General features: G+C 63.0%; 27 protein-coding genes. 17 read left to right on the top strand and 10 right to left on the bottom strand.

Features of this window, described 5'->3' with window-relative positions:
• Position 1 precedes the first annotated feature (1 nt).
• From U5709_RS02985 to hflX, 14 genes are all read left to right on the top strand, one after another.
• Positions 2-2,578: a DNA translocase FtsK gene (locus U5709_RS02985; protein ID WP_321970731.1), complete on the top strand. Its 2,577-nt coding sequence runs from the start codon at positions 2-4 to the stop codon at positions 2,576-2,578.
• A gap of 5 nt (positions 2,579-2,583) precedes the next feature.
• Positions 2,584-4,167 carry a helix-turn-helix transcriptional regulator gene (locus tag U5709_RS02980; protein ID WP_321970730.1) on the top strand — a complete coding sequence of 528 codons (1,584 nt, stop codon included), beginning with the start codon at positions 2,584-2,586 and terminating at the stop codon, positions 4,165-4,167.
• Positions 4,168-4,231: 64 nt separating this feature from the next.
• Entirely contained in the window at positions 4,232-4,729 is a 498-nt protein-coding gene (locus U5709_RS02975) for a YajQ family cyclic di-GMP-binding protein (protein WP_321970729.1), read from the top strand.
• Between the two features lie 11 nt (positions 4,730-4,740).
• Positions 4,741-6,084, top strand: a complete 1,344-nt coding sequence (gene rimO, locus U5709_RS02970; protein ID WP_321970728.1) for a 30S ribosomal protein S12 methylthiotransferase RimO — start codon at positions 4,741-4,743, stop codon at positions 6,082-6,084.
• A 3-nt stretch (positions 6,085-6,087) separates the two neighbouring features.
• Positions 6,088-6,681 (top strand): CDP-diacylglycerol--glycerol-3-phosphate 3-phosphatidyltransferase, encoded by a 594-nt coding sequence (gene pgsA / locus U5709_RS02965; RefSeq protein ID WP_321970727.1) that lies wholly within the window; start codon positions 6,088-6,090, stop codon positions 6,679-6,681.
• 2 nt (positions 6,682-6,683) lie between these two features.
• On the top strand, positions 6,684-7,217 hold the full coding sequence (locus tag U5709_RS02960; protein ID WP_321972722.1) for a CinA family protein: 534 nt from the start codon (positions 6,684-6,686) through the stop codon (positions 7,215-7,217).
• Between the two features lie 222 nt (positions 7,218-7,439).
• The gene (recA, locus tag U5709_RS02955) at positions 7,440-8,591 is read left to right on the top strand and encodes a recombinase RecA (protein WP_321972721.1); all 1,152 of its coding nucleotides are present in this window, start codon (positions 7,440-7,442) and stop codon (positions 8,589-8,591) included.
• Positions 8,592-8,699: 108 nt separating this feature from the next.
• The gene (locus U5709_RS02950; protein WP_321972720.1) at positions 8,700-9,296 is read left to right on the top strand and encodes a regulatory protein RecX; all 597 of its coding nucleotides are present in this window, start codon (positions 8,700-8,702) and stop codon (positions 9,294-9,296) included.
• A gap of 216 nt (positions 9,297-9,512) precedes the next feature.
• Positions 9,513-11,066 carry a ribonuclease Y gene (gene rny, locus U5709_RS02945; protein WP_321970723.1) on the top strand — a complete coding sequence of 518 codons (1,554 nt, stop codon included), beginning with the start codon at positions 9,513-9,515 and terminating at the stop codon, positions 11,064-11,066.
• 6 nt (positions 11,067-11,072) lie between these two features.
• Positions 11,073-12,158: an ATP-binding protein gene (locus tag U5709_RS02940; protein WP_321972719.1), complete on the top strand. Its 1,086-nt coding sequence runs from the start codon at positions 11,073-11,075 to the stop codon at positions 12,156-12,158.
• Between the two features lie 106 nt (positions 12,159-12,264).
• The gene (locus tag U5709_RS02935; protein ID WP_321970721.1) at positions 12,265-12,573 is read left to right on the top strand and encodes a stage V sporulation protein S; all 309 of its coding nucleotides are present in this window, start codon (positions 12,265-12,267) and stop codon (positions 12,571-12,573) included.
• A gap of 15 nt (positions 12,574-12,588) precedes the next feature.
• The gene (gene miaB, locus U5709_RS02930) at positions 12,589-13,947 is read left to right on the top strand and encodes a tRNA (N6-isopentenyl adenosine(37)-C2)-methylthiotransferase MiaB (RefSeq protein WP_321970720.1); all 1,359 of its coding nucleotides are present in this window, start codon (positions 12,589-12,591) and stop codon (positions 13,945-13,947) included.
• Entirely contained in the window at positions 13,944-14,888 is a 945-nt protein-coding gene (gene miaA, locus U5709_RS02925) for a tRNA (adenosine(37)-N6)-dimethylallyltransferase MiaA (protein WP_321970719.1), read from the top strand. Before miaB ends, miaA begins: the two co-directional genes overlap by 4 nt.
• The gene (gene hflX, locus U5709_RS02920) at positions 14,888-16,210 is read left to right on the top strand and encodes a GTPase HflX (RefSeq protein WP_321970718.1); all 1,323 of its coding nucleotides are present in this window, start codon (positions 14,888-14,890) and stop codon (positions 16,208-16,210) included. Before miaA ends, hflX begins: the two co-directional genes overlap by 1 nt.
• On the opposite strand, the gene U5709_RS02915 is transcribed toward hflX, so the two are convergent.
• Together U5709_RS02915 and lexA are read right to left on the bottom strand one after the other, a co-directional pair.
• The gene (locus U5709_RS02915; protein ID WP_321972718.1) at positions 16,196-16,960 is read right to left on the bottom strand and encodes a heparan-alpha-glucosaminide N-acetyltransferase; all 765 of its coding nucleotides are present in this window, start codon (positions 16,958-16,960) and stop codon (positions 16,196-16,198) included. The genes hflX and U5709_RS02915 overlap by 15 nt on opposite strands.
• 11 nt (positions 16,961-16,971) lie before the next feature.
• Positions 16,972-17,619 carry a transcriptional repressor LexA gene (gene lexA / locus U5709_RS02910; RefSeq protein WP_321972717.1) on the bottom strand — a complete coding sequence of 216 codons (648 nt, stop codon included), beginning with the start codon at positions 17,617-17,619 and terminating at the stop codon, positions 16,972-16,974.
• A 202-nt stretch (positions 17,620-17,821) separates the two neighbouring features.
• On the opposite strand from lexA, the gene U5709_RS02905 reads away from it, so the two are divergent.
• The 3 genes from U5709_RS02905 to dut are packed head-to-tail and all read left to right on the top strand — an operon-like array spanning position 17,822 to position 19,207.
• Positions 17,822-18,265 (top strand): LysM peptidoglycan-binding domain-containing protein, encoded by a 444-nt coding sequence (locus tag U5709_RS02905; protein WP_321972716.1) that lies wholly within the window; start codon positions 17,822-17,824, stop codon positions 18,263-18,265.
• Between the two features lie 50 nt (positions 18,266-18,315).
• Positions 18,316-18,768 carry a transcriptional regulator NrdR gene (nrdR, locus tag U5709_RS02900; RefSeq protein WP_321970714.1) on the top strand — a complete coding sequence of 151 codons (453 nt, stop codon included), beginning with the start codon at positions 18,316-18,318 and terminating at the stop codon, positions 18,766-18,768.
• A complete protein-coding gene (dut, locus tag U5709_RS02895) occupies positions 18,761-19,207 on the top strand; it encodes a dUTP diphosphatase (protein WP_321972715.1) in 447 nt (148 codons plus the stop codon). The genes nrdR and dut overlap by 8 nt, the downstream gene beginning before the upstream one ends.
• Positions 19,208-19,587: 380 nt before the next feature.
• Here dut and U5709_RS02890 read toward each other — a convergent pair whose 3' ends face one another.
• The 8 genes from U5709_RS02890 to U5709_RS02855 form a co-directional block, all read right to left on the bottom strand.
• Positions 19,588-21,066 (bottom strand): ClC family H(+)/Cl(-) exchange transporter, encoded by a 1,479-nt coding sequence (locus tag U5709_RS02890; protein WP_321972714.1) that lies wholly within the window; start codon positions 21,064-21,066, stop codon positions 19,588-19,590.
• 144 nt (positions 21,067-21,210) lie between these two features.
• A complete protein-coding gene (locus U5709_RS02885) occupies positions 21,211-22,395 on the bottom strand; it encodes an NlpC/P60 family protein (protein WP_321972713.1) in 1,185 nt (394 codons plus the stop codon).
• A gap of 125 nt (positions 22,396-22,520) precedes the next feature.
• Complete coding sequence (locus U5709_RS02880) at positions 22,521-23,057, bottom strand: adenine phosphoribosyltransferase (protein ID WP_321972032.1); 537 nt, start codon at positions 23,055-23,057, stop codon at positions 22,521-22,523.
• A gap of 26 nt (positions 23,058-23,083) precedes the next feature.
• On the bottom strand, positions 23,084-23,812 hold the full coding sequence (locus tag U5709_RS02875) for a MerR family transcriptional regulator (RefSeq protein WP_321972031.1): 729 nt from the start codon (positions 23,810-23,812) through the stop codon (positions 23,084-23,086).
• Positions 23,813-23,819: 7 nt separating this feature from the next.
• Positions 23,820-24,251: an FHA domain-containing protein gene (locus tag U5709_RS02870; protein WP_321972030.1), complete on the bottom strand. Its 432-nt coding sequence runs from the start codon at positions 24,249-24,251 to the stop codon at positions 23,820-23,822.
• Positions 24,252-24,314: 63 nt separating this feature from the next.
• On the bottom strand, positions 24,315-24,689 hold the full coding sequence (locus U5709_RS02865) for a RidA family protein (RefSeq protein ID WP_321972029.1): 375 nt from the start codon (positions 24,687-24,689) through the stop codon (positions 24,315-24,317).
• Positions 24,690-24,698: 9 nt separating this feature from the next.
• Positions 24,699-25,901 (bottom strand): MalY/PatB family protein, encoded by a 1,203-nt coding sequence (locus U5709_RS02860; RefSeq protein ID WP_321972028.1) that lies wholly within the window; start codon positions 25,899-25,901, stop codon positions 24,699-24,701.
• Positions 25,902-25,972: 71 nt separating this feature from the next.
• Positions 25,973-26,824, bottom strand: coding sequence for an aminomethyl transferase family protein (locus tag U5709_RS02855; protein WP_321972027.1), 852 nt, complete (start codon positions 26,822-26,824; stop codon positions 25,973-25,975).

Genomic DNA, 26,824 nt, shown 5'->3' with positions numbered 1-26,824 from the left:
AATGCCCTCCAATCGCAGCAAAAACGCAGCTAAAAAGCCCAGCAAGGGACGTTTGTCCAAGCAGGCGCAGTCCAAGCAACCCGCGTTGGCCCTCACCGACGTCGAGCGCGACATCGCCGGCGTGGTCTTGGCGGTAATCGCCGTCGCCATGTTCATCTCGGTCGTCGTGCCCTCGGGCGCCGTCGTGACGAGCGCGGTCGGCCATGCCCTCAAGGTCTCCTTCGGTGCAGGCGCTATCCTCGTGCCCGTGGCGCTTTTTCTCTTCTCCACGACCTTCTTCGTGGGCAAGGACGGGCCGTTCTCGGGGCACGTCGCCGCTGGTCTCGCGCTCATCGTGCTGGCCGTGCTCGCCATGCTCTCGCTCAACCAACCGGGCATCGGCGATGCCCCTGAGCTTGCGCTCTCGGCTTATATCGTCGAGGATGCCGGAGGCTATGTGGGCGGTTTCGTTGCCCTTTGGATGGCCAAGCTCGTGGGCGTCATCGTCGGCAACGTGCTTCTTGTCGGCCTCATCGCCGCGGGAGTCGTCATCTGCGGTTTCTCGATCTCCGACGCCGTCTCGCGCGTCGGCGAGCGCGTGAACGACGCCCGCGAGGATGTGGCGGCCCGCCGCCAGGAGCGCTTGGCCGAGCGAGCCAAGAGCCGTCAGCTCGCCGCCACGCAGCGCGCCAGCGAGCGCGCATCCAAGGCCGCGGCCAAGGCCTTGCAGTCCGCTCAGCCCTCGCTCTTCGACGAAACAGGGGAGGGCAAGACCGCGTTTCTCGGCGACCGCAAGACCACTGTGCTCAAGCGCGGGGTCTCTGCCCGCAAATCCTCGACGAACAGTATCGCCGACGATTTCGCGCAGGCCGACGACCTCTCCGATGTGGAGCACGCCGCCGAGACTCTGCTCGAGTCCCGTACCCGCAAGGTGACCCGCCGCAACCAGAAGTCGAAGGTCGTGCAGGCCGCGGGGGATGGCGACAAGACCGCCAGCGCCTTCCACGACTTCCTCGCGTCCGCGTCCGCGGCCGGCGCTGGCGGCTCGAAGGCCCCCGCCAAGGCTAGCCAGCCTGCGGCGTCCATTCCGGTGCCCCCGGCCGAGATCAGCCGGCCCGGCGACGGCAACGAGTCCTATGAGCTGCCGCCCCTCTCTATTCTCAAAGAGAACACATCCTTCTCGGTCAGCTATGCCGACGACTCCGACCTCGCTGGCACCGCCCAGAAGCTCCAGGGCACGCTCAGGGAGTTCGGCCTAAGCTCGCGCGTCGAGGGCTGGATCGCCGGCCCCTCCGTCACTACCTTCAAGATCTCGATGGGGGAGGGCGAGCGCGTCAGCAAGATTGTGAACCTCGAAGACGACATCGCCCTTTCGCTCGCAGCTAAGTCGGTCCGCATCTTCGCGCCGATCCCCGGCACCTCGCTCGTCGGCATCGAGATCCCCAACGACAAGCCCCAGGCGGTTTATCTCTCCGACGTCCTGCCCTACGCCACGGGCGGGCCGCTCGAGTGTGCCTTTGGCCGCGACTCCGAGGGCAAGCCCATCGTCGTCGACCTCGCGGGCCTGCCACACCTGCTGGTCGCTGGCACCACAGGCTCGGGCAAGTCCGTGCTGCTAAACGCCATCGTCATGAGCATGCTCATGCGTGCCACGCCCGAGCAGGTGCGACTGATCATGGTCGACCCGAAGCGCGTCGAGTTCACCGGCTACGCAGGCCTGCCGCACCTCTACGTTCCCGTCGTCACCGAGCCGCGCCAGGCCGCGAGCGCCCTGCAGTGGGGTGTGACCGAGATGGAGCGCCGCCTCAAGGTCTTCGAACACTACAAAGTGCGCGACATCAAGACCTACAACGGCAACGTGGACGGCGACAAGTACGTCAGCATGGAGAACCCGCCCAAGCACATGCCCTACTTCGTTATCGTCATCGACGAGTTGGCCGACCTCATGATGGTCGCGGGCAAGGACGTCGAGAGCTCCATCGTACGTATCGCCCAGCTGGGACGCGCCGCCGGCATCCACCTCATCGTGGCAACGCAGCGCCCGTCGGCCGACGTCGTCACGGGCCTCATCCGGGCGAACATCGATAACCGCGTGGCGCTCTCGGTCGACAACTCGCTGAACTCCCGCATCATCCTCGACCAGAAGGGCGCCGAGCAGCTGCTCGGCAAGGGCGACATGCTCGTCAAGCTCCGCGGCAAGAAGCCGAACCGAGCCCAGGGCTGCTGGGTCTCGGACGCCGAGATCGAAGAGACCGTCAAGTTCATCAAAGAGCAGGTCACGGCCGATTACCACGAGGACATCCTCACGGCAGTCGTGCCCAACGCCCCCGGTGCCGCCGGAGCCGTCGAGGCGCCCAAGGACGACGACCCGCTCGTTTGGGAGGCGGCGAAAATCATCGTGGATTCTCAGCTCGGAAGCACCTCGAGCCTTCAGCGCGCCCTTTCCGTTGGGTATGCCAGAGCAGGCAGGATCATGGATATGCTCGAGGCCAAGGGCGTCGTGGGCCCCGCGAACGGCTCCAAGCCCCGCGAGGTGCTCCTCGACAAGGAAGGCCTCGAGGACCTTAAGTTGGCAGACGCGCAGTACAGGGAGGTCTAGCGAAGATGAGGCGACCGCGTTTCAGCGAGATGCTCTTTACCCGGAGGCAACAGCTCGGCCTCACGACGTCCCAAGCATCGAGAATCCTGAGGCTTCGCGAGGACGTCCTCATCGCCTTTGAGAAGGGCGACTTCGAGAAGATGCCTCAGAGCGGCTACGCCCAGGGCATGCTCTCCTCCTATGCGCGCTACCTCGGTCTCAACCCGCGGCAGGTCACCGACCTTTTCCAGGAAGAGCTCCACGAGCACGTGAACGGCTCCGGCTCGCATGAGCTGCGCCGCCGTACTCGCGACGCGCAGTCAGGCCGCGTCGCGAGCGGCTATGAGGCGGCAAACGAGCCGGGCTCCAAGCCGAAGGCCTATGGCGAGTACCACGCGCTCCTCCCCGACTCAGGCGGCCCGGCCGGAGACATGGGCGCGTTCGCCACGACCACGAGCGCGCGCCCTAGGCACTCCATGCCGCTCGCGGGTAGCGGCCCGTCGGCGGCCGGCGCCTACGAAAACAAGACGTTTGGCTCGGCCTCGCGTTCCGGCATGCGTCAGCGCCGCCCTTATAACGGCGACTCTGCGGGGCGCGGCCGCGATCAGGGTTCCCGCGACTCGCGGCCCGATCGCCGGCGCAGGCGCGATATGCAGCAGCGCCGCGGCCGGGACGGGAGCGCCGCCGACCGCACGTTCAAAGAGAGGCGCGGCACGTACCGCCACGACGACGTGAGCGCCCGCAACATCGTTTCGCGAGAGTACACCGACGATATGCGCTTAGACGAGACGACAAACCTCTATGGGCGCTCGAGCACCATCTCGGAGCGCAGGTCGTCCCGAAACATCGCGAACATGGAGCGGCCCAGCGCGCGCCGCAACGGCTCCTCCGGCCGCAGCGCATCGCGCGGCGGCCGGCAGCAGGGCAGGCAGAGCGATTCTCGCCGCAGGCGGGGCGCAGGCTTCTTCTCTGATCCCCGGCGGGCTGTCTTCGGCATCGTCCTCATCCTCGCCGTGGTCATCACCCCGATCCTTGTGTTCGCGGTGAGCTCCCGCGCGAACAACAGCCCGGTGGCAAAGTCCGTCTCGGTGACAGACGCCAACAGCGGTTCGACGACGACGACCTCGAGCTCGGTGCCCACGTCTTCGAACGGGCCCGGCTCCTCGGACACTTCGAAGAGCACGTCGTCTTCGGGTTCCGCAAGCTCCACGACCTCCTCGGACACCTCGGCGTCCGGCACCTCCGCCTCGACCTACACGCCGACGGTCGTCAAGGTGAGCGTCGCCTCCGGCGCGTACACCTGGCTCGAGATCACAAGCGACGGAGTGAGCGACATCGCCGAGTCCATCACGGGCCCGTGGGAGCGCGAGTACACGGTTTCCGACAGCATCACCGTCCAGGCCGGCGACCCGTCCTCGGTGAGCGTCACGAACAACGGCGCCTCCGTCTCGTTCACCTCGAAAGCCTCCGGTTTGGGCTCGCTCTCCATCAAGGGGACCAAGCCCCCTAAGACGACGACCGAGCAGAGCGAGAACGGCTCAGCCGACGGTTCCAAGTCCGACTCCGGCGACGATCAATCCGCAGACGAGTCATATTCCGAGGGCTACTAAGCCATCCATTAATCGAAGGGTAAGGCCGGCGCTTGGGGCGCGGCCGCAGAGAGAGGGTATCACCATGGCCAAGGAATGCAGCTTCGACGTCGTTTCCACCGTCGAGATGCAGGAAGTCGACAACGCTTACCAGCAAGCCGCCCGCGAGCTCACGCAGCGCTACGACCTCAAGGGCACGGGCGCAACGCTGGAGCTCTCCAAGAAGGACGGCTCCTTTAAGCTGGAGGCCCCCTCCGAGTTCGTCGCGGGCCAGGTCCGCGATGTCCTCGGCTCCAAGCTCGCCAAGCGCGGCATCGACCTCTCCGCCGTCCGCTGGGATAAGGTAGAGGCCGCGAGCGGCATGACCGTACGCCAGTCGGGCCGCATCATCCAGGGCATCGACCAGGACACCGCCAAGAAGATCGCCAAGGACATCCGCGACCTCAAGCTCAAGTGCAAGCCGACCGTCGAGGGGGACAAGCTGCGCGTCTCATCGGCTTCCCGCGACGTCCTGCAACAGGTCATCGCCCAGCTTAAGCAGTCCGACTACGGCCAGCCGCTACAGTACACGAACTATCGATAGGACCTTTTCAGATGCCTCAGAACGCTTCGGGCCGCAAGGTCCTCTACGTCACCCTCGGCTGTGCGAAGAACGAGGTCGACACCGACCGCATGCGCGCGCTGCTCAACGCCGCCGGGTTCGGCGAGACGCTCGACGTCGACGACGCCGACATAGCCATCGTGAACACTTGCTCCTTCTTGGCGTCCGCCACCGAGGAGTCGCTCGAGGCTACCCTCGAGCTCGCGGAAGGCCGCGCCGAGGGCGTGCGCGAGCTGCCCATCGTCATGTGCGGCTGCGTGCCTTCCCGCTACGGCGACGAGCTGCCCGAGCAGCTTCCCGAGGTGGCGGCCTTCGTCAAGGCCGAGGACGAGGACGACATCGTAAGCGTCGTATCTGTAGTACTGGGCGTAGAGGCTAGCGCTCAGGGGGGCGGTTCGGCCCTGCGCACAGTGGAGGGGGCGTCGGCCTTCGTCAAGATCTCCGAGGGCTGCGACCGTTTCTGCACCTTCTGCGCCATCCCCTACATCCGCGGCCGCTACTACAGCCGGAGCGCGGAGGAGATCTGCTCCGAGGTCGAGGCGCTTCTTGCCGGCGGCGTCCGCGAAATAGTGCTCATCGGCCAGGACACGGGCATCTGGGGCAGCGACCTTAAGGGCGATGAGACGCTGGCCAAGCTGCTCACCCGCGTGGCCGAGGTCGTAAGGCCCTATGACGGCTGGGTCCGCGTGCTCTACCTTCAGCCCGAGGGCATGACCGACGAGCTTATCGCCGCGATCCGCGACACCCCCGAGGTACTGCCCTACATCGACATCCCCATCCAGCACTGCTCCGAGCGCGTCCTCTCTGCCATGAACCGCTCCGGCGACCCGCAGCAGCTCCATGACCTTTTCCGCCGCTTGCGCGAGGAGATCCCCGGCATGGTCCTGCGCACGACCGGCATGGCAGGTTTTCCCGGCGAGACGGACGAGGAGGCCGATGAGCTCTACGACTTCATCGAAGCCGAGGAGTTCGACTACACCTCCGTCTTCGCGTACTCCCAGGAGGACGGCACCGCCGCCGCCGAGATGGAGGGGCAGGTCGACGAGGACACCAAGCTCGAGCGCACGCAGCGCCTGATCGACCTCGTCGAGGAGCTCGGCTTCTCGGCCACGGCCAAGCACGTCGGCGAGCGCACGCGCGTCATCATCGACGGCGTCGAGGAGGGCGAGGGCGGCGTCGAGCTCATCGGGCACGCGTGGTTCCAGGCGCCCGACTGCGACGGCGCCGTACACATCCAGAGCGGCGAGGCGGCCGTGGGCGACGTCGTAACGGTCGACCTCGTCGATTCGTTCTGCTACGAGATGGTCGGCAAGATCGTCTCGGAAGACGAGGAGTAGCAGATGGCCAAGGCTAAGGGTATCTGGACCCCCGCGAATATCGTGACCTGCTCGCGCGTCGTGCTGATGCCGCTGTGGCTCGCCTTTGCCGAGGCGGTCGGGGGCACGCGCGGCACCGAGGTCTCGTGGGGAGGCATCGCCGTGTTCGCCTTTTACGTCGTGCTCTCGCTGACCGACAAGCTTGACGGCTACCTCGCCCGCAGCAGGGGAGAGGTGACCACCTTCGGCAAGTTCCTCGACCCAATCGCCGATAAGCTCATCGTCATCGTCGCGCTGTGCTTCCTGCTCGAGCACAGCATGTGCTCCACCTGGGTTCTGCTCGTCGTCGTCGCGCGAGAGTTTCTCGTGTCCGGCTTGCGCATGGTGGTCGCGTCCAAGGGCGTCGTCGTTGCGGCGAGCAACCTGGGAAAGTGGAAGACTGCAACGACGATGGTGGCCATCTGCGGCCTTTTGTTCGTGGCCGCCATGCCGGCGGGTTCCGTTGGCTGGCTCAAGACGATCTGCGACGTGCTCATGGCCGCTGCCGTCGTCCTCACGGCCTGGTCGGGCATCGATTACTTCCTTAAGGGTTGGCAGTACCTGGCCGAGGAGGATTAGCCGTGGCCGCTGACAAGGCGATTCTCGAGCAGGACGACGCCCTTTATGACGAGGCGGCCGAGGTCGTTCGCCTGGCGAGCGCCGCGGGCCTCACGGTGGGCTGCGCCGAGTCGTGCACGGGCGGCCTCGTGAGCGCGTGCCTCACCTCGGCTCCCGGATCCTCCGCCGCGGTGCGCGGGGGCGTGGTGAGCTACGCGATCCCCGTCAAGCACGACGTGCTCGGCGTCCCCTACGACGGATTACTCGACGTACCTCAGCTTGGTGCGGTTTCATCCGAGTGCGCGGCTGCTATGGCGATGGGCGCCCGCAAAGTCCTCAGTTGCGACGCCTGCGTCTCCGTCACGGGGATCGCGGGCCCTGGCGGCGAGGAGCCCGGCAAGCCCGTCGGCACCGTTTGGTTCGGCATCGATACGGCGCCCTCCTCGCGTACCGTGATGCATTTGCTCGAAGGCGATCGCGCCGACGTCCGCAGGCAGGCCTGCCACGTCGCCCTGGGCCTTTTGCGTGAAGCATTGATGGAGCCTTCGGCCAAATAGGGCCGCTTTTGGTTTCTTACCGCCGACGATCGGATTCTTACCGCCGCCCCGAGGGCAGGGGATTGTTGAAAACTACCCTCGCGACCGTAAGTATCCGATAAGAATTCGGGAAGATTGCGGTAAGACTGCGGTAAGAAACGCCTGCTAGATTTCTCCCAAGGCCGTTGACCAAGAACGGCTGTTCGGGTATTATAAATTCCTGTCGAAAGAGGGAGAACGAACATGGCAAAGGCAAAAGGCCCGCTGACCAAGGAAATCCGCCCCCGCACCGAAGGTGAGGAGAGGACCAAGGTCATTGAAGAGACCACCAAGGAGATCGTCGAGAAGTTCGGCCAGGGTGCCATTATGAAGTTCGGGGACGACGGCCCTGATTTCGAGGTCGAGGCTATTCCCACCGGCGCGCTCTCGCTCGACTGCGCGCTCGGCATCGGCGGCGTCCCGCGCGGCCGCATCATCGAGATCTACGGCCCCGAGTCTTCCGGCAAGACGACCCTCTCGCTTCAGATCCTGGCCGAGGCCCAGGCGCTCGGCGGCGTCGTCGCCTTCATCGACGCCGAGCACGCGCTCGACCCCGGCTACGCCGCCCGCATCGGCGTCGATATCGACGAGGTTCTCATCTCCCAGCCGGACACCGGCGAGCAGGCGCTCGAGATCTGCGACATGCTGGTCCGTTCCGGCGCCATCGACGTCGTGGTCATCGACTCGGTCGCTGCACTCACCCCGCGCGCCGAGATCGAGGGCGAGATCGGCGACTCTACCGTCGGCCTCCAGGCGCGACTAATGAGCCAGGCCCTCCGCAAGCTCGCAGGCTCGCTCTCCAAGTCCAATACCACCTGTATCTTCATCAACCAGCTGCGCGAGAAGATCGGCGTCATGTTCGGCAACCCCGAGACGACCCCAGGCGGCCGCGCCCTCAAGTTCTTCTCCACCGTGCGCATGGACATCCGCCGCATCGAGGCCATCAAGGACGACAAGGATATCATCGGCAACCGAGTTCGCGTCAAGGTGGTCAAGAACAAGGTGGCCCCTCCCTTCAAGGAGGCCTTCTTCGACATCATGTACGGTGAGGGCATCTCCAAGGAGGGCTGCATCCTCGACATGGCCTCCGACCTCAAGATCGTGAAAAAGGCCGGCGCATGGTACTCCTACGGCGAGGAGCGCCTGGGTCAGGGCAAGGAGGCCGCCAAGAAGTTCCTCGCGAGCCACCCCGAGCTTTGCGAAGAGCTGTGCCACCGCGTCCGCATCAAGTGTGGGCTCGAGCTTGGAGACGAGCGGGTCGGCGAGCCCGTCGACTTCGACGACGAGGTCCTCGACGAGGACCTCGAAAACCTCAATGACGAGGTCGACGGCGAAGACGGCTCCGACGAGGCCTAGCGTCTCACTCCTATATCTATGAACTGCGAATCATTTAGCTGGTCCGTCGAGCTTCCGGATGCCACAACCAATCCCTACGCCGCGTTCAGGAACAAGGCGCGCGTCCATTTGGAGTCCGGGGGAACCAGGGAGACCTGGGACATACCCAAGCCTGTCGGGCGACGGCTCGAGAAGTTGAGAAAAACCTCCGGCATCGATCCGATGACGCGCTCGGAGCTCGCCCAGAAGGTCAAGGAGGTGTCGCTTCTGAGCGGTACCTCGAAGGTCGAGTGGCTCGTCAATAAGCGCGATTATTCTTCGAAGGAGCTGCTCGAGAAGCTCTTACAAGACGGGTATTCTCAAGAGGTGTCCGAGGAGCTCGTTTCCAGGGCGGAGAACAACGGTCTCGTCAACGACGATCGGTTCGCAGAGGTCTATATCCGCTCGAAGAGTTTCGCAGGCTGGGGGCGTCGCAAGATCGAGCGCGAGCTCGCGCGCAAGGGCATCGACTGCAACCAACTCCCTGGTTGGCCCGAGCACTATATCTCCGAGAGCGACGAGGCCGAGAGGGCCCTGGAGCTGGCGCGGCGCCGAAGGCTTACCGGCAAGAACGATTTCCAGAAGATCGTCCGCCATCTCCTCAGCAAGGGCTACTCTATGAGCATTGCCTATGACGCGGCGAAGACGGCGCTGGATTCCGCTTCCGACGGGGGTTGGTCGGTTTGACAATTTGCCCCTTGACGGCCTACGATAGACAGACCGTCAAGGGGCATTCTTCTCGCCGGGGTTATCCCCGTTTCCATATTCTGTAACTGTCGTTTGCTGTTTAAGGGACATAATCAGACCAGGACTCGATGATTGCGCCTCTGATGGCGGAAACGTTGGTTTTAAATCCAGTTTCCTAACCTGATTTCGTGATTTTTTGTCATTAGAGGAGCACAAATGGAACTTGTTATTGCCGCTGTAGTCGGTTTAGCAATAGGCGCCTTGGTCGTCTATTTTGTTTTAGCCGGCCAAGCGAACTCCAAGGTAAAGGCCGCAGAGGCGCAGGTCCAGTCCGCGCAAGCCGAGGCAAACCGCATCACCACGGAGGCCGCCCGCCAGGCCGAGAACTCCAAGAAGGAGGCCGTCCTCGAGGCCAAGGAGGAGGCACTCGCCCTCAAGCAGGCCCAACAGGCCGAGGAGAAGAAGCGCAAGGCCGAGCTCCAGTCGATGGAGAGCCGCATCTTGCAGCGCGAGGAATCCCTCGACCGCCGCAACGATGCGCTCGATCGCCGTGACCACCAACTCTCAAGCCTCCAGGGACAGCTCGACAAGCGCAAGAACGACCTTGACGACCTCGAGGCCAGGCACACCTCCGAGCTCGAGCGCATCGCCGGACTCTCCAGCGATGAGGCCCACACCGAGCTGCTCGAGCGCGTTCGCGCCGAGTCCGTGCGCGAGGAGGCCCAGATCCTGCGTGAGTCCGAGCAGAACGTCCGCGCCCAGGCTGACAAGACCGCCCGCGAGATCATCTCGACCGCTATTCAGCGCTGTGCCGCCGATCAGGCCGGCGAGATCACGGTAACGTCCGTCCACATCCCCTCCGACGACCTCAAGGGCCGCATCATCGGCCGTGAGGGCCGCAACATCCGCACCTTCGAGCAGGTGTCCGGCGTTTCCCTTGTCATCGACGACACGCCCGAGACGGTCATCCTCTCGAGCTTCGACCCCGTACGCCGCGAAACCGCCCGCGTCGCGCTCGAGAACCTCATCGCTGACGGCCGCATCCACCCGGCGCGTATCGAGGAGCTTTACAAGAAGGCCGAAACCCTCGTCAACGAGCGCGTCCGTGAGGCCGGCGAGCAGGCCGCCTTTGACGCCGGCATCCACGACCTGCACCCCGAGCTTGTGAAGACCTTGGGCGCCCTCCGCTACCGCACCTCGTTCGGCCAGAACGTGCTCACGCATTCCATCCAGGTCTCTGCGCTCTGCGGCATCATGGCCTCGGAGCTCGGCATCGATGAGACTCCCGCCAAGCGCGCGGGCCTTCTCCACGACCTCGGCAAGGCCATCGACCACGAGGTCGAGGGTCCTCACGCCGTTATCGGCGCCGATCTTGCCCGCCGCTACGGCGAGCGCCCCGAGATCGTCCACGCCATCGAGGCCCACCACGCGGACGTCGACCCCGATACCGTCCTCGATGTTCTTGTTCAGGCCGCCGACGCCATCTCCGCCGCCCGCCCGGGCGCGCGCCGGGAGTCTGCCGAGAACTACATCAAGCGCCTCGAGAAGCTCGAGGAGATCTCCAACGCTCACGACGGCGTGGAGCGCACCTATGCCATGCAGGCCGGCCGCGAGCTCCATGTCATGGTCGAGCCCGAGAAGATCTCCGACGCCGAGGCCACTGTCCTCGCCCACGACATCGCCAAGCAGATCGAGGACGAGATGGAGTACCCCGGACAGGTCCGCGTCGTCGTCATCCGCGAGTCCCGTGCCGTCGACGTCGCCAAGTAAGCGCATATGACAATAAGCGGCAGTGGCCTTCTTGGCTTCGTCGCCTCAATGGGGGGCGAGCGTAACCTTCGCGTCGAGGAGAACCTCGGCGAGGGCTACGTTCGCCTTCGTGTAGCCGAGGCCGAGCGTCGCCAGGCCAAGCACGACATTCGTTGTGCCGAGGACATCGTCATCGAGATGCTGCGCAACTCGCGCGACGCTGGGGCCAAGCACATCTATGTGGCTACCGCTCGCGAAGGCGACCTGAGGACTATCACGATCCTCGACGACGGCTCGGGCATTCCCGCCGATATGCAAGACCGCGTTTTCGAGGCGCGCGTGACCTCTAAGCTCGAGAGCGTTCATATGGACCGTTGGGGAGTGCACGGGCGAGGCATGGCGCTTTACTCTGTCAAGGAGAATGCCGAGTCCGCTGAGGTGGTTTCGAGCGCCCCTGGGAGAGGCTCCTCTATACGCGTGGTCACCGACGCCTCAAGGCTCCCCGAGCGCGCGGACCAATCCACGTGGCCCACGACGGGCATCGACGAGAGCGGGGGTCTTATCTGCGAGAGGGGCCCTCACAACATCGTGCGCACCTGCTGCGAGTTCGCCATCGAGGAGCGCGCGACCTGCGAGGTTTATTTCGGCTCGCCCTCCGAGATCGCCGCGACCGCGCGCGCAAGGGCTCCTAGGACCGTCGAGGCGTCAGAGCTGATGTTCATCGACGACATATCGGAGCTTCCAATCCTTGAGCGCCTGCGCGCTGCCTCCGATGCCTCCGAGCTGCATCGCGTCGCCACATCCCTTGGACTCGACATGAGCGAAAGGACGGCCCACCGCATCGTGAGCGGGCAAATCAAGCCCCAGCGCAGCATCGTCGCGAGCCTCACCCGCCGAAGCAGAGGCAAGGCCTCGAAACCCGAGGTCGATCTGTCCCGTGACCATCGCGGCCTCAAGCTCTCTCACGAGGATTCCCGCGATTTCTCCCGTGAGATGGAGCGTTGTTTCCAGATGCTCGCCGACCGTTACTACCTCACTTTGACCGACGAGCCGAAGATCCGGATAGGGAAGGGGAAGATTACGGTCACCTTCCAGATTGAACAGGCCGAATAGTTGCCTTCAGGTCTTTTCAAAATTGGGTCAAATTGGTAGAATTCCCGCAGTTAAACGCCCTGAACACGTATCACTTCCAAGCACAAACGCCCCAGGAGCGATCCACATGGACTACTTAAAGGTCTCCAGCAAGTCATCTCCCGCGTCGGTCGCGGGCGCCATCGCCGGCCTCGTCAAGGACGGCAAGCCGGTCAACATCCAGTGCGTCGGTGCCGGCGCCGTCAATCAGGCCATCAAAGCCGTCGCCATCGCGCGCGGCTTCCTGATTCCTGCGGGGCTCGATATCTCCTGCTCGCCCGCATTCTCCGACATCTCCATCGGCGGCGAGAGTCGCACGGCGATTCGCCTAGCTATTTACGTGCACCGCATCCAGCCCCCCTCCCCGCCCTCTCTTTCCGACGAGATCGCTTGCTAAACGAAAGTTGGTTCAATGAGCTCACTTGTAGGTAAGACCTACTTCGTCAAGACGTTCGGTTGCCAGATGAACCTCCACGATGCTGAGCGCGTGGAGGGTCTTCTTGAGCAGAACGGTTGCATCAATGTTGCCGAGCCTGAAGAAGCCGACATCGTCGTCTTTATGACCTGCTGCGTGCGCGACAACGCCGACCAGCGCCTTTATGGCCAGGCATCGGCAATGGTCAGCGCTCCCAAACCTCCCTGCGGCAAGCGCGTAGTCGCCATCGGAGGTTGCATCGCGCAGCGCGACGGCGAGAAAATTCGTGAGCACATCCCAGTCGCCGACGTCGTCTTCGGCACGAGCGCGCTGGCGAGCTTGCCCGAGCTCCTTCTCGAGGCTTTCGACGACGACGGCAAGAAGGTCGAGGTCGATACGGTCGAAGAGGGCCGCGGCTTCTCCTGCGAGCTTCCGAGCCGCCGCGCCCAAAGCTTCCACGCCTGGGTGCCCATCATGACCGGATGCAACAACTTCTGCACCTACTGCATTGTGCCGTACGTCCGAGGTCGCGAGAAGAGCCGCACTATCGAGGCGGTCGTCGCCGAGTGTGAGAAGCTTGTCTCCGACGGCGTTCGCGAGATCACGCTGCTCGGCCAAAACGTCAACTCCTACGGGCGCAACATCTACGGCGAGCCTCGCTTCGCCCAGCTCCTGCGCGAGGTCGGCAAGACGGGCATCGAGCGCGTCCGCTTCACCTCTTCGAATCCGCACGACCTCGTCAACGAGACGATCCAGGCCATGGCCGAGACGCCGTGCGTCATGCCGCATCTCCATCTTGCGGTCCAGAGCGGCTCTTCGCGCGTGCTCAAGGCCATGAACCGCAAGTACACGCGCGAGCAGTACCTCGACCTCGTCGGGCGCCTGCGCTCCGCCATGCCGGGCCTCGCTCTCTCCACGGACATCATCGTCGGCTTCCCCGGCGAGACGCAAAGAGACTTCGAGGACACCCTCTCCATGGTCAAGGAGGCCGCGTTCTCGAGCGCCTATACGTTCATCTACTCGCCGCGCCCCGGCACCCCGGCCGCCAAGATGGTCGACGACACACCGCGCGAGGTCATACAGGATCGCTTCGACCGCTTGGCCGCTTTGGTTGCGGAGCAAGCGCATGACGCCAACCAGGCCGACCTCGGCAAAACCGTCTCGGTCCTCGTGGAGGGGTCGTCCAAGCGCGACGACGCCGTTATGGTCGGACACTCCGAGAAGATGCGCACGGTTCACTTCGGGCTTCCCGAGGGTCTCACGGCCGATGACGTCGTCGGCAAGATCTGTGACGTCAAGGTTGACGAGGCCCGCACCTGGTATCTTCGCGGCACCGTCGTTGGCGACCCTCGATGACGCTGCCCGGACCGGCTATCGCCATCGTTGGGCCGACCGCCTCGGGTAAGAGCACCTTGGCCGACCTTGTGGCCCTCGAGCTCGACGGCGATGTCGTCTCCGTGGACGCTATGCAGGTGTACCGTGGCATGGACATCGGAACCGCGAAGACGCCGGCCGAGGAGCGCAAGGTCGCGCTTCGCATGATCGATGTTTGCGATGTGGATATGGACTACTCGGTTCAGCTCTATCAACAAGAATGCAGAGGTATCGTTGACGAGGAGCTCGACCGCGGCCTCACACCGGTCCTATGCGGGGGCACAGGCCTCTATCTCAACGCAGTCATAGACGAAATGGTTTTTCCTTCCGGCGAGAAGGGCGATAAACAGCGCTCTGCCTATGAGGCGATGGCCGAGGGTCTCGGAGCCGATGGGCTCCATGCGCTCCTTGAGGAGCGTGACCCCGCGAGCGCTGCGCTTATCCACCCGAACAACGTGCGCCGAGTTGTCCGCGCACTCGAGATGCTCGATGAGGGCAAGAGCTATGCCGAGCACAATAAGGGCTTGAGGAAACGCGCTCCGCATTACGAAGCTCGCATCTGGGGCCTTAACATGGACCGCGCGCGCCTGTATGCGCGCATCGAACAGCGTGTCGACCAGATGATGGCCGAGGGTTTGCTCGACGAGGTCCGCAGCCTTATGGACGCCGGTCTTAACCGCGAATCAACCGCAGGTCAAGCCATCGGATACAAAGAAATTCTCGACTACTTGGACGGCGACTGCACCCTCGACGAGGCGGTCTCGGCCATAAAGACGCGGACGCGCCGTTACGCCAAGCGTCAGATTTCCTGGTTCAAAAACGACGGGCGCGTCAGGTGGCTCGACCTCGATAAGATGAGCGTCGAGGAGGCCCGCGATATCGTGCTCGCTGACCTCGCTGGGCGCACGGGCGGTGAGGCTTGATGGGGCGTTTCAAGCCGTTCTCAACGGCTCCTGTGCCCGAGCGCGCCATTCTCGTCGGTGTCGATCGTGGGTCAGGCACATGGAACTGCGAGGACTCGCTCGCCGAGCTCGCTCGCCTGGCCAAGACCGACGGCGCCGAGGTTCTTCTCACCATGACGCAGCGGCTTGATAGACCCATCCCGAAGACCTTCATCGGCAAAGGTAAGGTCGAGGAGCTCGTGAGCTATGTGCGAAACCTCGATGTCGACGTCGTCATCTTCGACGATGAGCTCACGCCGTCTCAGCAAGCGAACCTTGAGCGCGCCGTCGGCGAGCCGGTCAAGATCATCGACCGCACGGCCCTTATCCTCGATATCTTCGGCGAGCACGCCAAGACTCGCGAAGGGCGGCTGCAGGTCCAGCTGGCCCAACTCCAGTACGTTCTCCCGCGTCTGCGCGGCATGTGGAGCCACCTCGTAGGCGAGCAGACGCGCGGCGGCATCGGCGGGCGATTCGGCCAGGGCGAGAGCCAGCTCGAGGTCGACCGGCGCCTCATCCGCGATCGCATCTCCACCCTGAGGCGGGAGCTCCAGACGCTCGAGAAGCGCCGGGGCGTGCAGAGCAAGGCGCGTTGGGACTCCGGCGTTTATCGCGTGGCGCTCGTCGGCTACACCAACGCCGGGAAGTCGACGCTCCTGAACCGCCTCACCGGCTCCGACGTCTATGCCAAAGATGAGCTGTTCGCCACGCTCGACCCCACGACCCGTTCGCTCGTGCTCGAGGAGGGGCGCAAGATAACCCTGACGGACACGGTAGGCTTCATCCAGAAACTTCCCACGACCCTCATCGAGGCGTTCAAATCGACGCTCGCCGAGGTCCGCGCGGCCGATCTGGTGCTCCTCATCGTCGACGCGTCCGACGCCCGTTGGCGAGACGAGATGGACGCCGTGGTGGCCATCCTGAAGGACATCGAGGCGGATTCTATCCGACGCGTGCTCGTCATCAACAAGTCCGACCGTCTCACGGCCGAGGACCGCAGGGCTCTTGCGCTCGAGAACCCCGAGGCCGTCGTGATCTCGGCGCAGGAGGGCAGAGGCATCGACACGCTGCTCTACCGCATCGGCAAGGAGGCGTCCGAGGGCGACGAGAGCCTGACCGTCCTCGTGCCTTACGAGAAGGGGCTGCTCCTCAAGATGGTCCACGAGCGTTGCCAGGTGATGCGAGAGCGCCACGTCGACGGCGGGCTTCTTGCCACGGTGAAGGCTTCCGAGCGCATGCGCTCTACCCTCGATCCGTATCGCGTGGAGGATGAGGGAGCGGCCGAAAGCTCAGACGAGGCCTAACACGAGCAGGAGCAGCGGCTGGTGCGCGATGTAGACCTCGAGCGCATGGCGGCCGATGAACTCGAGCGGCGCGAATCCAAGAGACCTCACCCGACTCGGCAGGTTTTGCTTAAGCCATGGGCCCAATGAGGCGCCTACGAGGTACATGAGGCCGTAGGGGAGTAGGGGATAGTAGTCCCCCGAGACGAATTTAGGGCCAGGGAAACCGAGCCAGCTCAGCCATTCTGTGGAATACAGCGTTTTCGGAATCTCGAGGGTGTACCCCGGCAGCGAGAGGTGCCCGTTCGGAAGCCCCATAGTCAAAAGAAAAGCAGCGAACAGGACAAAGGCCGCGAAAAAGCCTTTGGGGGCGGCATTCAATTTTTGCAGCAGCGCATAGACGAGCGTGGACGCCGCCATACAGAATATGATCCCGAACGATATGGAGTCGTCGACCGCGGCTATGGTCGTCGCCGCCCAGACCGCGAACGCGACGAGGCCGTACTTCGCCGCACGCTTGAGGTTGTTCCTCGAGAACGAGCACATGACGCCGGCAAGGGCGAGGAATACCCACGAGATGCTCGCCCGCCAGATATCCACGAAAGGCGGGTAGAACCAGGTAACCTCAACGCCGCGCAGGTAGACGAGGTCGTAGCAGAAGTGAAAAGCGATCATCGAAAGCACGCACAGCCCGCGAAGGGCATCGAAGACACGAATCCTCGATCCGTTTCCGGGCTGTGCGTTACTGACGGTTGCGTCCTGATTACTCAAAGCGACGTACTCTAAATGGAGCGGATAAGAGCGGTGACTTTGCCGAGAATCGTGGGGTTATCAGCATAAATCGGCTCCATGGTGTCGTTCTCAGGCTGGAGACGCACACGGTCCTTCTCCTTGTAGAAGGTCTTCACCGTGGCCGAGTCGTCGATGAGCGCGACGACGATCTCGCCGTTATGGGCAGTCTGCTGTTCTTTTACGACGATGTAGTCGCCATCGAAGATGCCGGCGTTGATCATCGACTCGCCGCGGACGCGAAGGACGAAGGAGCTCGCGTCCCCGACTATGCTCATGGGAAGCACCAGGCTCTCCTCGACGTTCTGCTCGGCGAGAATGGGCGTGCCGGCGGCGACGCGACCCACGAGCGGCAGAGAAATGGCGTTGCGCTCGAAATCCTGCTTGACCTCGGCGAGCTTCGTGCCGTCGTCGGAGCTGGGCTCAGGGGTGACCTCGATGGTCCTAGGCTTCTTCGGGTCGCGCTTGATGTAGCCGTTGTTCTCGAGCGCCTTGAGGTGCATGTGAACGGTAGAAGGAGAGGCCAGGCCCACCGCGGCGCCGATCTCGCGGACCGACGGGGGGTAGCTGTGTTCCCTTGTGTAGTTGAGAATGTACTCGTAGATGGCTTGCTGACGCTTGCCGATCTTTCCCTTGGCCATGGCTCCTCCTTTTATCCTTTGCATCGAAGTATACCAAAACATTTGTTTTGCACAAACAGCCGTTCGACGGAGGTTGACAAGGACAGTAGTTCTTTGCATAATTCGAACAAACGTATTTAGGTACAGCTGTTCGCAATCTAATTGTTGTCCGGTCCTCTCGGTATAAATAGAAACGACAAGACCGAGAAGGAGAGGAATACCAATGACCACCTGCCGCAACACCCTCATGCTAGCCACCGACGGCTCGAGCGCCCTGGCCCCCGAGGAGCACCCGATTCTCGTCCTTATTGAAGGCGGCAAGGGCGCCGCGACGAATGGCGACGACGCGAAGAAGGCTATCTCGAACCGAACGAACTCGCTGTTCGCCTGCGCCATGGCCGTCGTTTTTGCCGTTGTGCTCGCAACGCTCGCGTTCGGCGTCGAGTCCTCCATAGCCGCTTCCGAGTCGCTGACTCTGAACGAGGCGGCCACCACCAACGTTCGCGTCATGAGCGGCGATTCTCTGTGGTCCATCGCCTCTCAGCACGGTGTCGATGGGTGCTCGACGCAGTCCATCGTCGACTGGATCCGCGACCGCAATCAGCTTGAATCGTCAAATATCTTCGCAGGTCAAGAGCTTATTGTGCCGACTTCTGCCAACCTGTGACCCCAACCTGTGATACGGTAGAGCGCGTAGGTCTTCTATGAGGAGGTCACATGCGCTGTCCCAAATGCGGCACAGACGAGTCCAAGGTCGTCGACTCCCGTTCGTCGGAGAACAACGACGCTATTCGCAGGAGGCGCGAGTGCACCGCCTGCGGTTTCAGGTACACCACCTATGAGCGGTGCGAGGAAATGCCGCTCATCGTTATCAAGCGCGACGGGCGCAAAGAGACCTTCGAGCGCCAAAAGCTCATGCGCGGCCTATTCGCCGCAACGGTAAAACGTAATGTACCTGCGGAAACGTTGACCGGACTTATCGACGATATCGAAAGCGAGCTCCGTGACGGCGGTATTACCGAGATCTCTTCGATCGACCTCGGTAGCATGGTGCTCCGTAAGCTCGTCAAGATCGACAAGGTCGCCTACATTCGCTTCGCATCCGTTTACCGCGAGTTCAAGGATGTGGACGAGTTCAGCGAGGAACTGAGGAGCTTGGCCAATGAGTGATGAGAAGATCAGCCTTCCAATTAAAAGGCTTGATCCCGAGGTCGAGCTTCCGTCCTATGCGTATGCCGGGGATGCCGGCCTGGACCTTCGATCCAGCGAAGACGTGGTGCTCGAGCCTTTCGAGCGGCGCCTGATTTCCACGGGCCTTGCCATCGCGATTCCCGACGGCTACGCAGGCTTCGTCCAGCCTCGCAGCGGGCTTGCTCTACGCGAGGGGCTCAGCATGGCGAACACTCCCGGGCTCATCGACGCGCATTACCGCGGCGAACTCAAAATTTGCGCCGTCAACCTTGACCCCACGAACCCTATCCACATCACGCGCGGCGAGCGCATAGCCCAGCTGGTTATCCAGAGGGTTCCTGTGGTCACACTCGTTGAGGTCGACGAGCTCGACGAGACGGACCGCGGAGAAGGCGGTTTCGGCTCAAGCGGCGTCTAAACCGTCTAGATTCAAGTAAATTCAAAAGGCTCTCGGAGATTTTGGAAAGTCGAATCTCTGAGAGCCTTTCTCAGCCGATTTAAGCCATCGGCTCTAGTACGTATTCGCAAAAGAGAGAGACGGGGCTTAGAACGGCTCTGAGGCCCTCTCGTAAAATATCGGGGATTTGACTGCTATATAGGGACAGGCACCTATTCGCACACGCATTGCGGCTTCGATCCGGTTGTCGAATCTTTGGCCTAATTTGTCGACACGATGGTTCGTATGCGAAAAGACGCCTGTCTCCAAATGACAGTCGATGGCTCAAATGGTAAAAACGCGATAATATATCTTATGTAAAGTAGAAGCCTGCTTGCATTTGTCGTGATCTCCCGCGGCCCTCACCTCTTGACCGCGGGCCTCGTCATCACTTCGAGTTTCATGGTGACGTCCTCTTCGGCATCGGTGTCCATGATCATGAGAAGGTCGTCAAGCGCTTCGATTCGAGTCGTGCCGATGGGAATCAGCTCCGCTGATGCGCGGTTAATCAGGATCACGCGCGTAGCGTCGGGCCACGGGACTTCCGCTACCGTCATGCCCTCGATGCGGCATCCGGCACCCACGTGGAATGTCTTCAGGACCTTCTCGCCGGTTAACCCCGTCACCTCCACGCTGTCCTCGCTCACGTCCAGCTGCGCCGCAAGAAGATGCTCGTAGAACGGATCGGTCTTGGTCAGATTGGCGACGATGTACGCGAGAATCGACACCAAGGATACCGACAACATCGCATCGAGCGAGCCTGTGAGCTCGAACACGAGCACACAGCCCGTCACAGGCGCCCTCACCACAGCGGCAAAGAGCCCCGCGATTCCCAAAGCCATGAAGTTCGGGTAATAAGCAAGGTCGAAACCCGACACGATGCCTGCTGCCCTGCTGAAGCAGCAGCCGACGAGCGCACCCATAACTACCAGCGGAAACAGAGTGCCGCCAGGGGCTCCAGAACCGAACGAGACCGTGGTAAAAGCGTATTTCCCAAGAAGCAGCACTATGAGCGGCGCCAGCCCCATCATGGTCGGGCTGGTGATCGCCTCGAAGACCGCGTCACCCCCGCACATTAGTTCGGGCCATGCGAACGCAGCGACTCCTGCTAACGCAAAAGGTATAACTAAGCGCATGTAGGGCGTTCCTTTTGATATATGTTTATATGCAGATTGACAGGCGAACATGCCGCGATTATGCAGCGCGCCCAAGATTCCGCACACGATACCGAGCGCGACGACGTACGGGTAGTCGGCGTGCGGGAGGTCGCGTAGGAAGTCGAGGCTCATGACCGGGGCCACCCCGAGCACGCCTGAGACAAGGTAGTCTGCGGTGAGCGACGATGCCATGACAGAGATGATGAGCGAAGCCGTGAACTCGCGATGAATCTCCTCGATGGCGAACAAAACGCCTGTCAGAGGGGCGTGAAATGCCGCGGACATGCCGGCAGCGGCCCCGCACGTGACGAGAAGGCGCTCCTCTCCCCTCTTGCGGCCGAAGAGGCGGGAAACCGCTTTGCCGGACATGCCGCCGAGCTGGACGCTGGGGCCCTCGCGTCCCATCGACAGGCCCGCCAGGGCAACGGCCGACCCTTCGATGAACTTGGCTAGGATGACGCGGTGCCACGGAGCGTCCATATGCCCGATCACCTCTGCATCCACCTGCGGGATGCCGGAACCCGCGGTCGCCGGCTCCCAGGTCATCAGCTTTCCGACGAGCAGGAGCAGCACGGCGAGGAATAAGAACCAGAGCGCCATATACAGCAAGTTCCCCGCGATGCTTCCGGTGACTTGGCGAAGGAGCTCCTCGGCTCCCGAGAGCGAGAGTCTATAGAGCGTCACCACTCCCCCGCCGAATAAGCCGACGAGGGCGCCCTCGATCACGAGGTCTATCTGAAATCTGCGAGAAAAACGCCTCGATACAGCGGCCGAGGCGTTTTGGGGGTCAGAGCTGCTCAATGTTTCGTCTTTCTTGGTGCAAAGTCCTTAGTAAGAACCGCCGCCGTAGAAGCTCCAAAGGGTGGTCGTGCAAACGGACGAGCCGGGCTTCGGGGCATGGACCATGGTGTTGCTGCCAAGGTAGATGCCGACGTGCCCCTCACTCGTAAAGACAAGGTCGCCGTAGCTGAGCTGCGAGATATCGGTCTTCCAGCTGCCAGAGGCCTGCAGGGAGGAGATCATGTCATAGGTCGTGCGGCCGCGGGAGTAGCCATAGCTGTAGCAGACCAGGCCAGAACAATCAAAGCCGCCCGGGCCGGCCGCGCCGTAGACGTAGGGCTTGCCCTGCTGCGCGAGGGCCGTGGAGACGCCGCCCCCGCCGTAGCTGCTGGAGTTCAAGCTGCTGGAAGCGTCGTTGCTCGCAGAATCGTCTTTGGCATCGATCTTGGACTCGGCGGCAGTCGAGGTCGTCGTCGTAGTGGTGGGGACCTCGGACTCCTCCTGCTTCTTGAGCTTCTGCTCGGTCTCCTCAGACACGCTGGCAGCCGCGGTCTGGGCAGCTTGCTGCTGCTCAGCGGCCTGCTGAACCGCGGCAACCGCAGTGGCGGCTGCGCTCTGCTCTGTCGTGGCCGCGGCGGCCAGCTGGGCCTGGAGCTCAGCATCAAGGGAGTTGTAGTAAGAGCTCGCCTCGCCCACGCGGGCACCGTAGTCGTTCGCCTGGCTCTGGAGGCTGGCGACCTTCTCGGTCTGCTCGGCCTGCTTGCTCTCTAGCTCGGCCTTCTCGGTCTTGAGCTTCTCCTCCATGGTCTTGACGAACACGATGACCTGGACACGCCGCTCGGAAATCTTGTCCATGTAGAAGACACGGCTCACAAGGTCGTCGATGCTCGTGGAGCCGAGGATGAAATCGAGCAGAGAATTGGTGCCGAGCTTGTAGTTGGAGCGCATAAGACCGCTGAGCTCTTTGCGCTTGGCGGAGAGCTCCTCTTGCGTAGCGGCGACTTGATCCTGCTTTTCTGCGAGGTCGATCGAGGTCTGGGCAAGATCCTCAGATGCGTCATCGAGCTCGGACTGAATCTGCGAAAGCTGCGTGCCGAGCTCGGAGAGCTTGGAGGCGGCGGCATCGACGTCGGACTGGTTGACGGCATAAGCCGGGGTTGCGGCACCGAGAAAGGTTGCGCCGGCGAGCGCCACGGCGATGCCGGCGACGGTGATGCGGTTGCGGTACTTCATCAACATCTCCAAGAGATGGAAATTAAAAGTTTGAGACAGTCAAAGGTTTACATACATATTAAATGAAAAAACGGCGGCTATGAGCGGCCGCCGCAATATCCCAACTAAGCCTTGGTATATGGGCTCTAGTTGACCTTAACCAGCGACAGAACGTCGATGCCGGGGTAGTCCTTATCCATAACCTCGCGGGGGTTAAGGAACGCAAGCTCCATGATGAAGCCGAAGCCGGCGACCTTGGCGCCGCATTTCTCGCAGAGCAGGGCGGTCGCGACGGCGGAACCGCCGGTGGCGATAAGGTCATCGACGACGAGGACACGGTCGTCGGAACTCAAGGCGTCCTTATGCATCTCGAGAGTGTTGGCGCCGTACTCGAGCTCGTATTCCTGCTTGTAGACGGCGCGGGGAAGCTTACCGGGCTTGCGCACGGGGACGAAGCCGACACCGAGCTCGATGGCAACGGGCCCGCCCACGAAGAAGCCGCGCGCCTCGGTACCCACGACCTTGGTAATGCCGAGGCCGCGGAAGTGGCCGGCGATGCTGTCGACGACGGCACGGTAACCCTCGGGGTCGGAGATCAGCGGCGTGATGTCCTTGAAAATCACGCCCGGTTCGGGGTAATCGGGGATGCTGACGATTCTGCTCTCGAAATCAAAATCGGACATGATCTGACCTTTCTGTGGATGTGCCGCTACGTGTCCATATCCTTGAACGCTTCTTTGACGCGCCGAGTGACGAGCTCGGTTCGCACTGCATTGGTGAGCCCGAGCATGCGCGAGAAAGCCTCGTCGAACTGCCTCCTTGACTCGTCGGTGCGCTCCGGCTCGACGCCGCCGCCCTTCTTGGCATAGACCATGAGCGCTTGCTCGAAGGTGGCAGACTCGCGGTTCGCCGCGATGACGTACTGGCGGAGGTTCTTGGCCCCGAAACCGAAGCGCCTGAGCTCGTCGCACAGGCGAATGAGCGGCAAATCGCGCCCATCGACGAGGTCGCGGCCGTGCGGGGATCTCTTGAGCTCGACAATCCCAGCTTCCGAGAGCTGGCGCACAAACGAGACCTGGGTGCCGCAGAGCTTCGGCATGCGGTCGATGGGGTGGAGCTTGCCGGCGGTTTCTTCGTCATCGCGCTGCGGAACGACCGTCATGGGCGCCGCGTTCTCGGCGGCGCGGTTGCCCTCCTCGCCGTCGAGCGCGCCTTTGATGACGCTCAAGGGCATGAAGCGGTTCTTCTGCAGATAGAGGACCTTCTCGAGCCTGGTGATGTCGCGCTGGGAATAAAGCCGGTAGCCGCTCGGGGTGCGAGAGGGGCTGACGAGCCCCTCGTTCTCGAGGTAGCGCACCTTGGATATGGTGAGGTCGGGATATTGCGCCTGGAGGCGCTTCACGACCTTACCGATGGTGAGATAACCGGCGTCGGGCATGACGGGCTTAGAGCTCGGTGGCGATGCGGGCCTTACGGCCGTTGGTGTGGAACACCATGCGGAAAGTGCCGATCTGGATGGTGGAGCCATCTTTGAGCGTCGCCTCGTTGACGATGGCGCCGTCGACCCAGGTGCCGTTGAGGCTACCGAGGTCCTTGACCGTGGCGTAGCCCGCGGCGACATTGGTGAGATCGAGGTTCGCATGGTGGCGAGAGACCGTCATGTCGTTGAGGAAGACGGAGTTGTTCGGGCCGCGGCCGACGGTGATGATCGCGGCGTTGAGTTCGAAGGTCTCGCCGACCTGGGGGCCCTTGACGATAGTGAGGGTCGGCTGGACGGGCTTGGAGACGGCTATGATGTCGGGCACGGTCGCATCGGCGGACGGCATGCGGAAAATCTCGGTCGCGCCGCTGCTCACGGGCGTGTTCTCGTTATCCATAGGTTCTCTCCTTGGGCCTTCTGACCAAGCTTGCTCACATAAGCCAGATTATTTTATACCGTTTTATCTGCAAGCGACGGCATCCATTTGAACGAGGGCGCCGAGCGGCAGGTCGCGGTCTCCCACGACGGTGCGGGCGGGCCTCGGCAGCTCGATCCTGCCGCCGTAGACGTCGTCGAAGGCCTCGAGATCATTGAGGTCGGCAAGGTAGACAGTTGTCTTGGCCACATCCGAAAGGTCGAGCCCGACCTCGGAAAGAATCGCCTCGACGTGGTCGAGCACGAGCGCTGCTTGCTCGCAGATACCGCCCGCGACCAGCGCGCCGTTCTCGTCTACCGGCAGCTGTGCAGAGACGAACACGAGCCGCCCGGCGGTCGTACCCTTGGATGCGGCGCCGAGCGCGTCGGGGCAGGACTTGGCGTTGACTGAGTACTTCACGGCTCTCCCCTAGCAGTTTTTGCCGAAGCCGCGGCGCGGGGCGGCCTCATCCAGACGGGCGAGGGCGGCTTCGAGCACGTCCGTCGGGCAAGCGAGGTTGAAGCGCTCGAAGCCGGACCCTTCCTCGCCGAACAGGTCGCCCTCGTCGAGCCAGAGCAGCGCCTCCTCGCGCATGAATGCCTTGAGCTCCTCGTCCCTGAGGTCCCAGGAGCGGAAATCGACCCACGCGAGGTAAGTGCCCTGGAGCTCCGCCACGTCAAGCTCGGGGTGGGACTGCGCCACCCAGTCGACGAGCCTGGAGAAGTTCGTCCAAACAAGGTCGATGAGCTGGGAAAGCCAGCCCTCGCATTGCTCATAGGCGGCTGTCGTCGCCGTGTAGGCGAAGGCGTTGAGGCCGCCGAGCGAGAGCTTCTCGAAGCCGGCTTTGAAGCGTGCGCGAAACTCGGCGTCGGGAACGTAGATGACCGAGGCCTGGATGCCGGCGAGGTTGAAGGTCTTGGAGGGAGCGGTGCAGACGACGAGGCTCTTCATCTCCTCGGGAGACATGACGCTCGCGATGGTCGTGTGCGCGTTGCCGGGCATGATGAGGTCGTTATGGATCTCGTCGGAGACGATCGTCACACCGTTGGCGACGCAGATCTCGATGAGGCGTCGGAGCTCGGAGATCTCCCAGACGCGGCCCACGGGGTTGTGGGGGCTGCAGAGAATGAGCATCTTGGCCTCGGGCCTCGCCGCCTTCTCGGCGAGGTCGTCGAAGTCCATCTCGTAGCGGCCGCCGACCTCCTTGAGCGGGTTCTCGATAAGCCCCCGGCCGGCGGACTCGACGGCGCGCTTGAACGGGTAGTACACGGGCGGCTGGATGATCACGGCGTCGCCGGGCTCGGTGAGCTGGGAGACGGCGCAGAAGACTGCGGGCACGACGCCCGGCGTGGTCACAATCCAGTCGGCCTCGGGGCGCCAGCCGTGACGGCGCACCTGCCAGTCGATGCAGGCCGAGGTAAAGCGGTCGGTGGCGCCGGTGTAGCCGAGCGGGCCGGCGTCGATGAGGTCATGGAGGGCCCGGCGTACCTCGGGCGGGTTCTCGAGCTCCATATCGGCGACGGACAGGGGCACGACGCCCTCGGGAACCGAAGGGTTCTCGGAAAGCATCTCGTCCCACTTGAAGGCGCCGACGCCTCGGCGGTTGACGCGGGCTGTGAAGTCGTATTGCATGTGCGGATCCGTTCTTAACGATTGATGGAAATTAAAAGCATGGAATGGTCGATATTTGGCTGCGCGAACGCCTAGAGACCACGGGCCCCGACGAAATCGGTCTTTTCGCGCAAAAGTCCCCAGTATGCGAGTTTTTGGCCGCCAGGCTTGACCTGGTCCATGACGGAGAGTTCCTCTCCCCAAGGAAGAAGCGAGCGCATGGCATCGACGAGGGCGGCCGACCCCATGGGCGCCGTCTCGGTAAACGACAGGAAGCTGCGCCACAGCGTGACGGCGCGCGCGGGAGGAACGAGAATCAAGAATACCGGCAACGATTGGCCGGGCACGGGCACGCCGGCCACGACTGCCGAGATCTTGTCCAAGTGAAGCCCCCTGACTTCTCCGGGAGCGGGCAGGTCTCGCACGTGGCCCACGTAATCGGAGAGCACCGCGCGGGCGGCGTCCCCGGCGAGCAGCAACGGGGTCAGCATGCCGTCGGCGTCCTCGATGGAGGTGCCGACGTAGGGCGCGTAGCCGTTCTGCTCGATGGAAGACAAGAAGCCGAGCCAGGCGCTCACGACATCGCCTCGCTGCGTGGGGTCGGCGAGCACGTACTCGTTGTCGCCCGTGCGAGCAACGAGCGCCACCGAGGTGGCGGCGCCCTCGGCGGTGAGGGCGCACTCCCAGGCGCATTCCCCCACCTTGAGCTTTTTGCCGCAGAACGCCGCCTCCATGAGCGCCTGGGCGCTGTCGCCGCTCAAGAGCTTGTACGTAGAGCCGGTGAGGTCGGCAAGGTAGGCGCGGCCATTCTCGTGGGCGCCGGTCTCACCAGGGTAGGACTCGGCGCGCATGACGTCGCCCTCGCTTGAGGGCGAGAAGGTAGCCCCGAGAAGGACGTGCTCGTGGTAAAGGGTGCCCATGCGGGCGATTTGGGACTCGGACAC

This window comes from Paratractidigestivibacter sp., assembly GCF_963660155.1.
In the GTDB taxonomy this organism is placed as follows: domain Bacteria; phylum Actinomycetota; class Coriobacteriia; order Coriobacteriales; family Atopobiaceae; genus Paratractidigestivibacter.
Note: the sequence above shows the minus strand (reverse complement) of the source record. Positions and strands in the feature narration are given on the sequence as shown.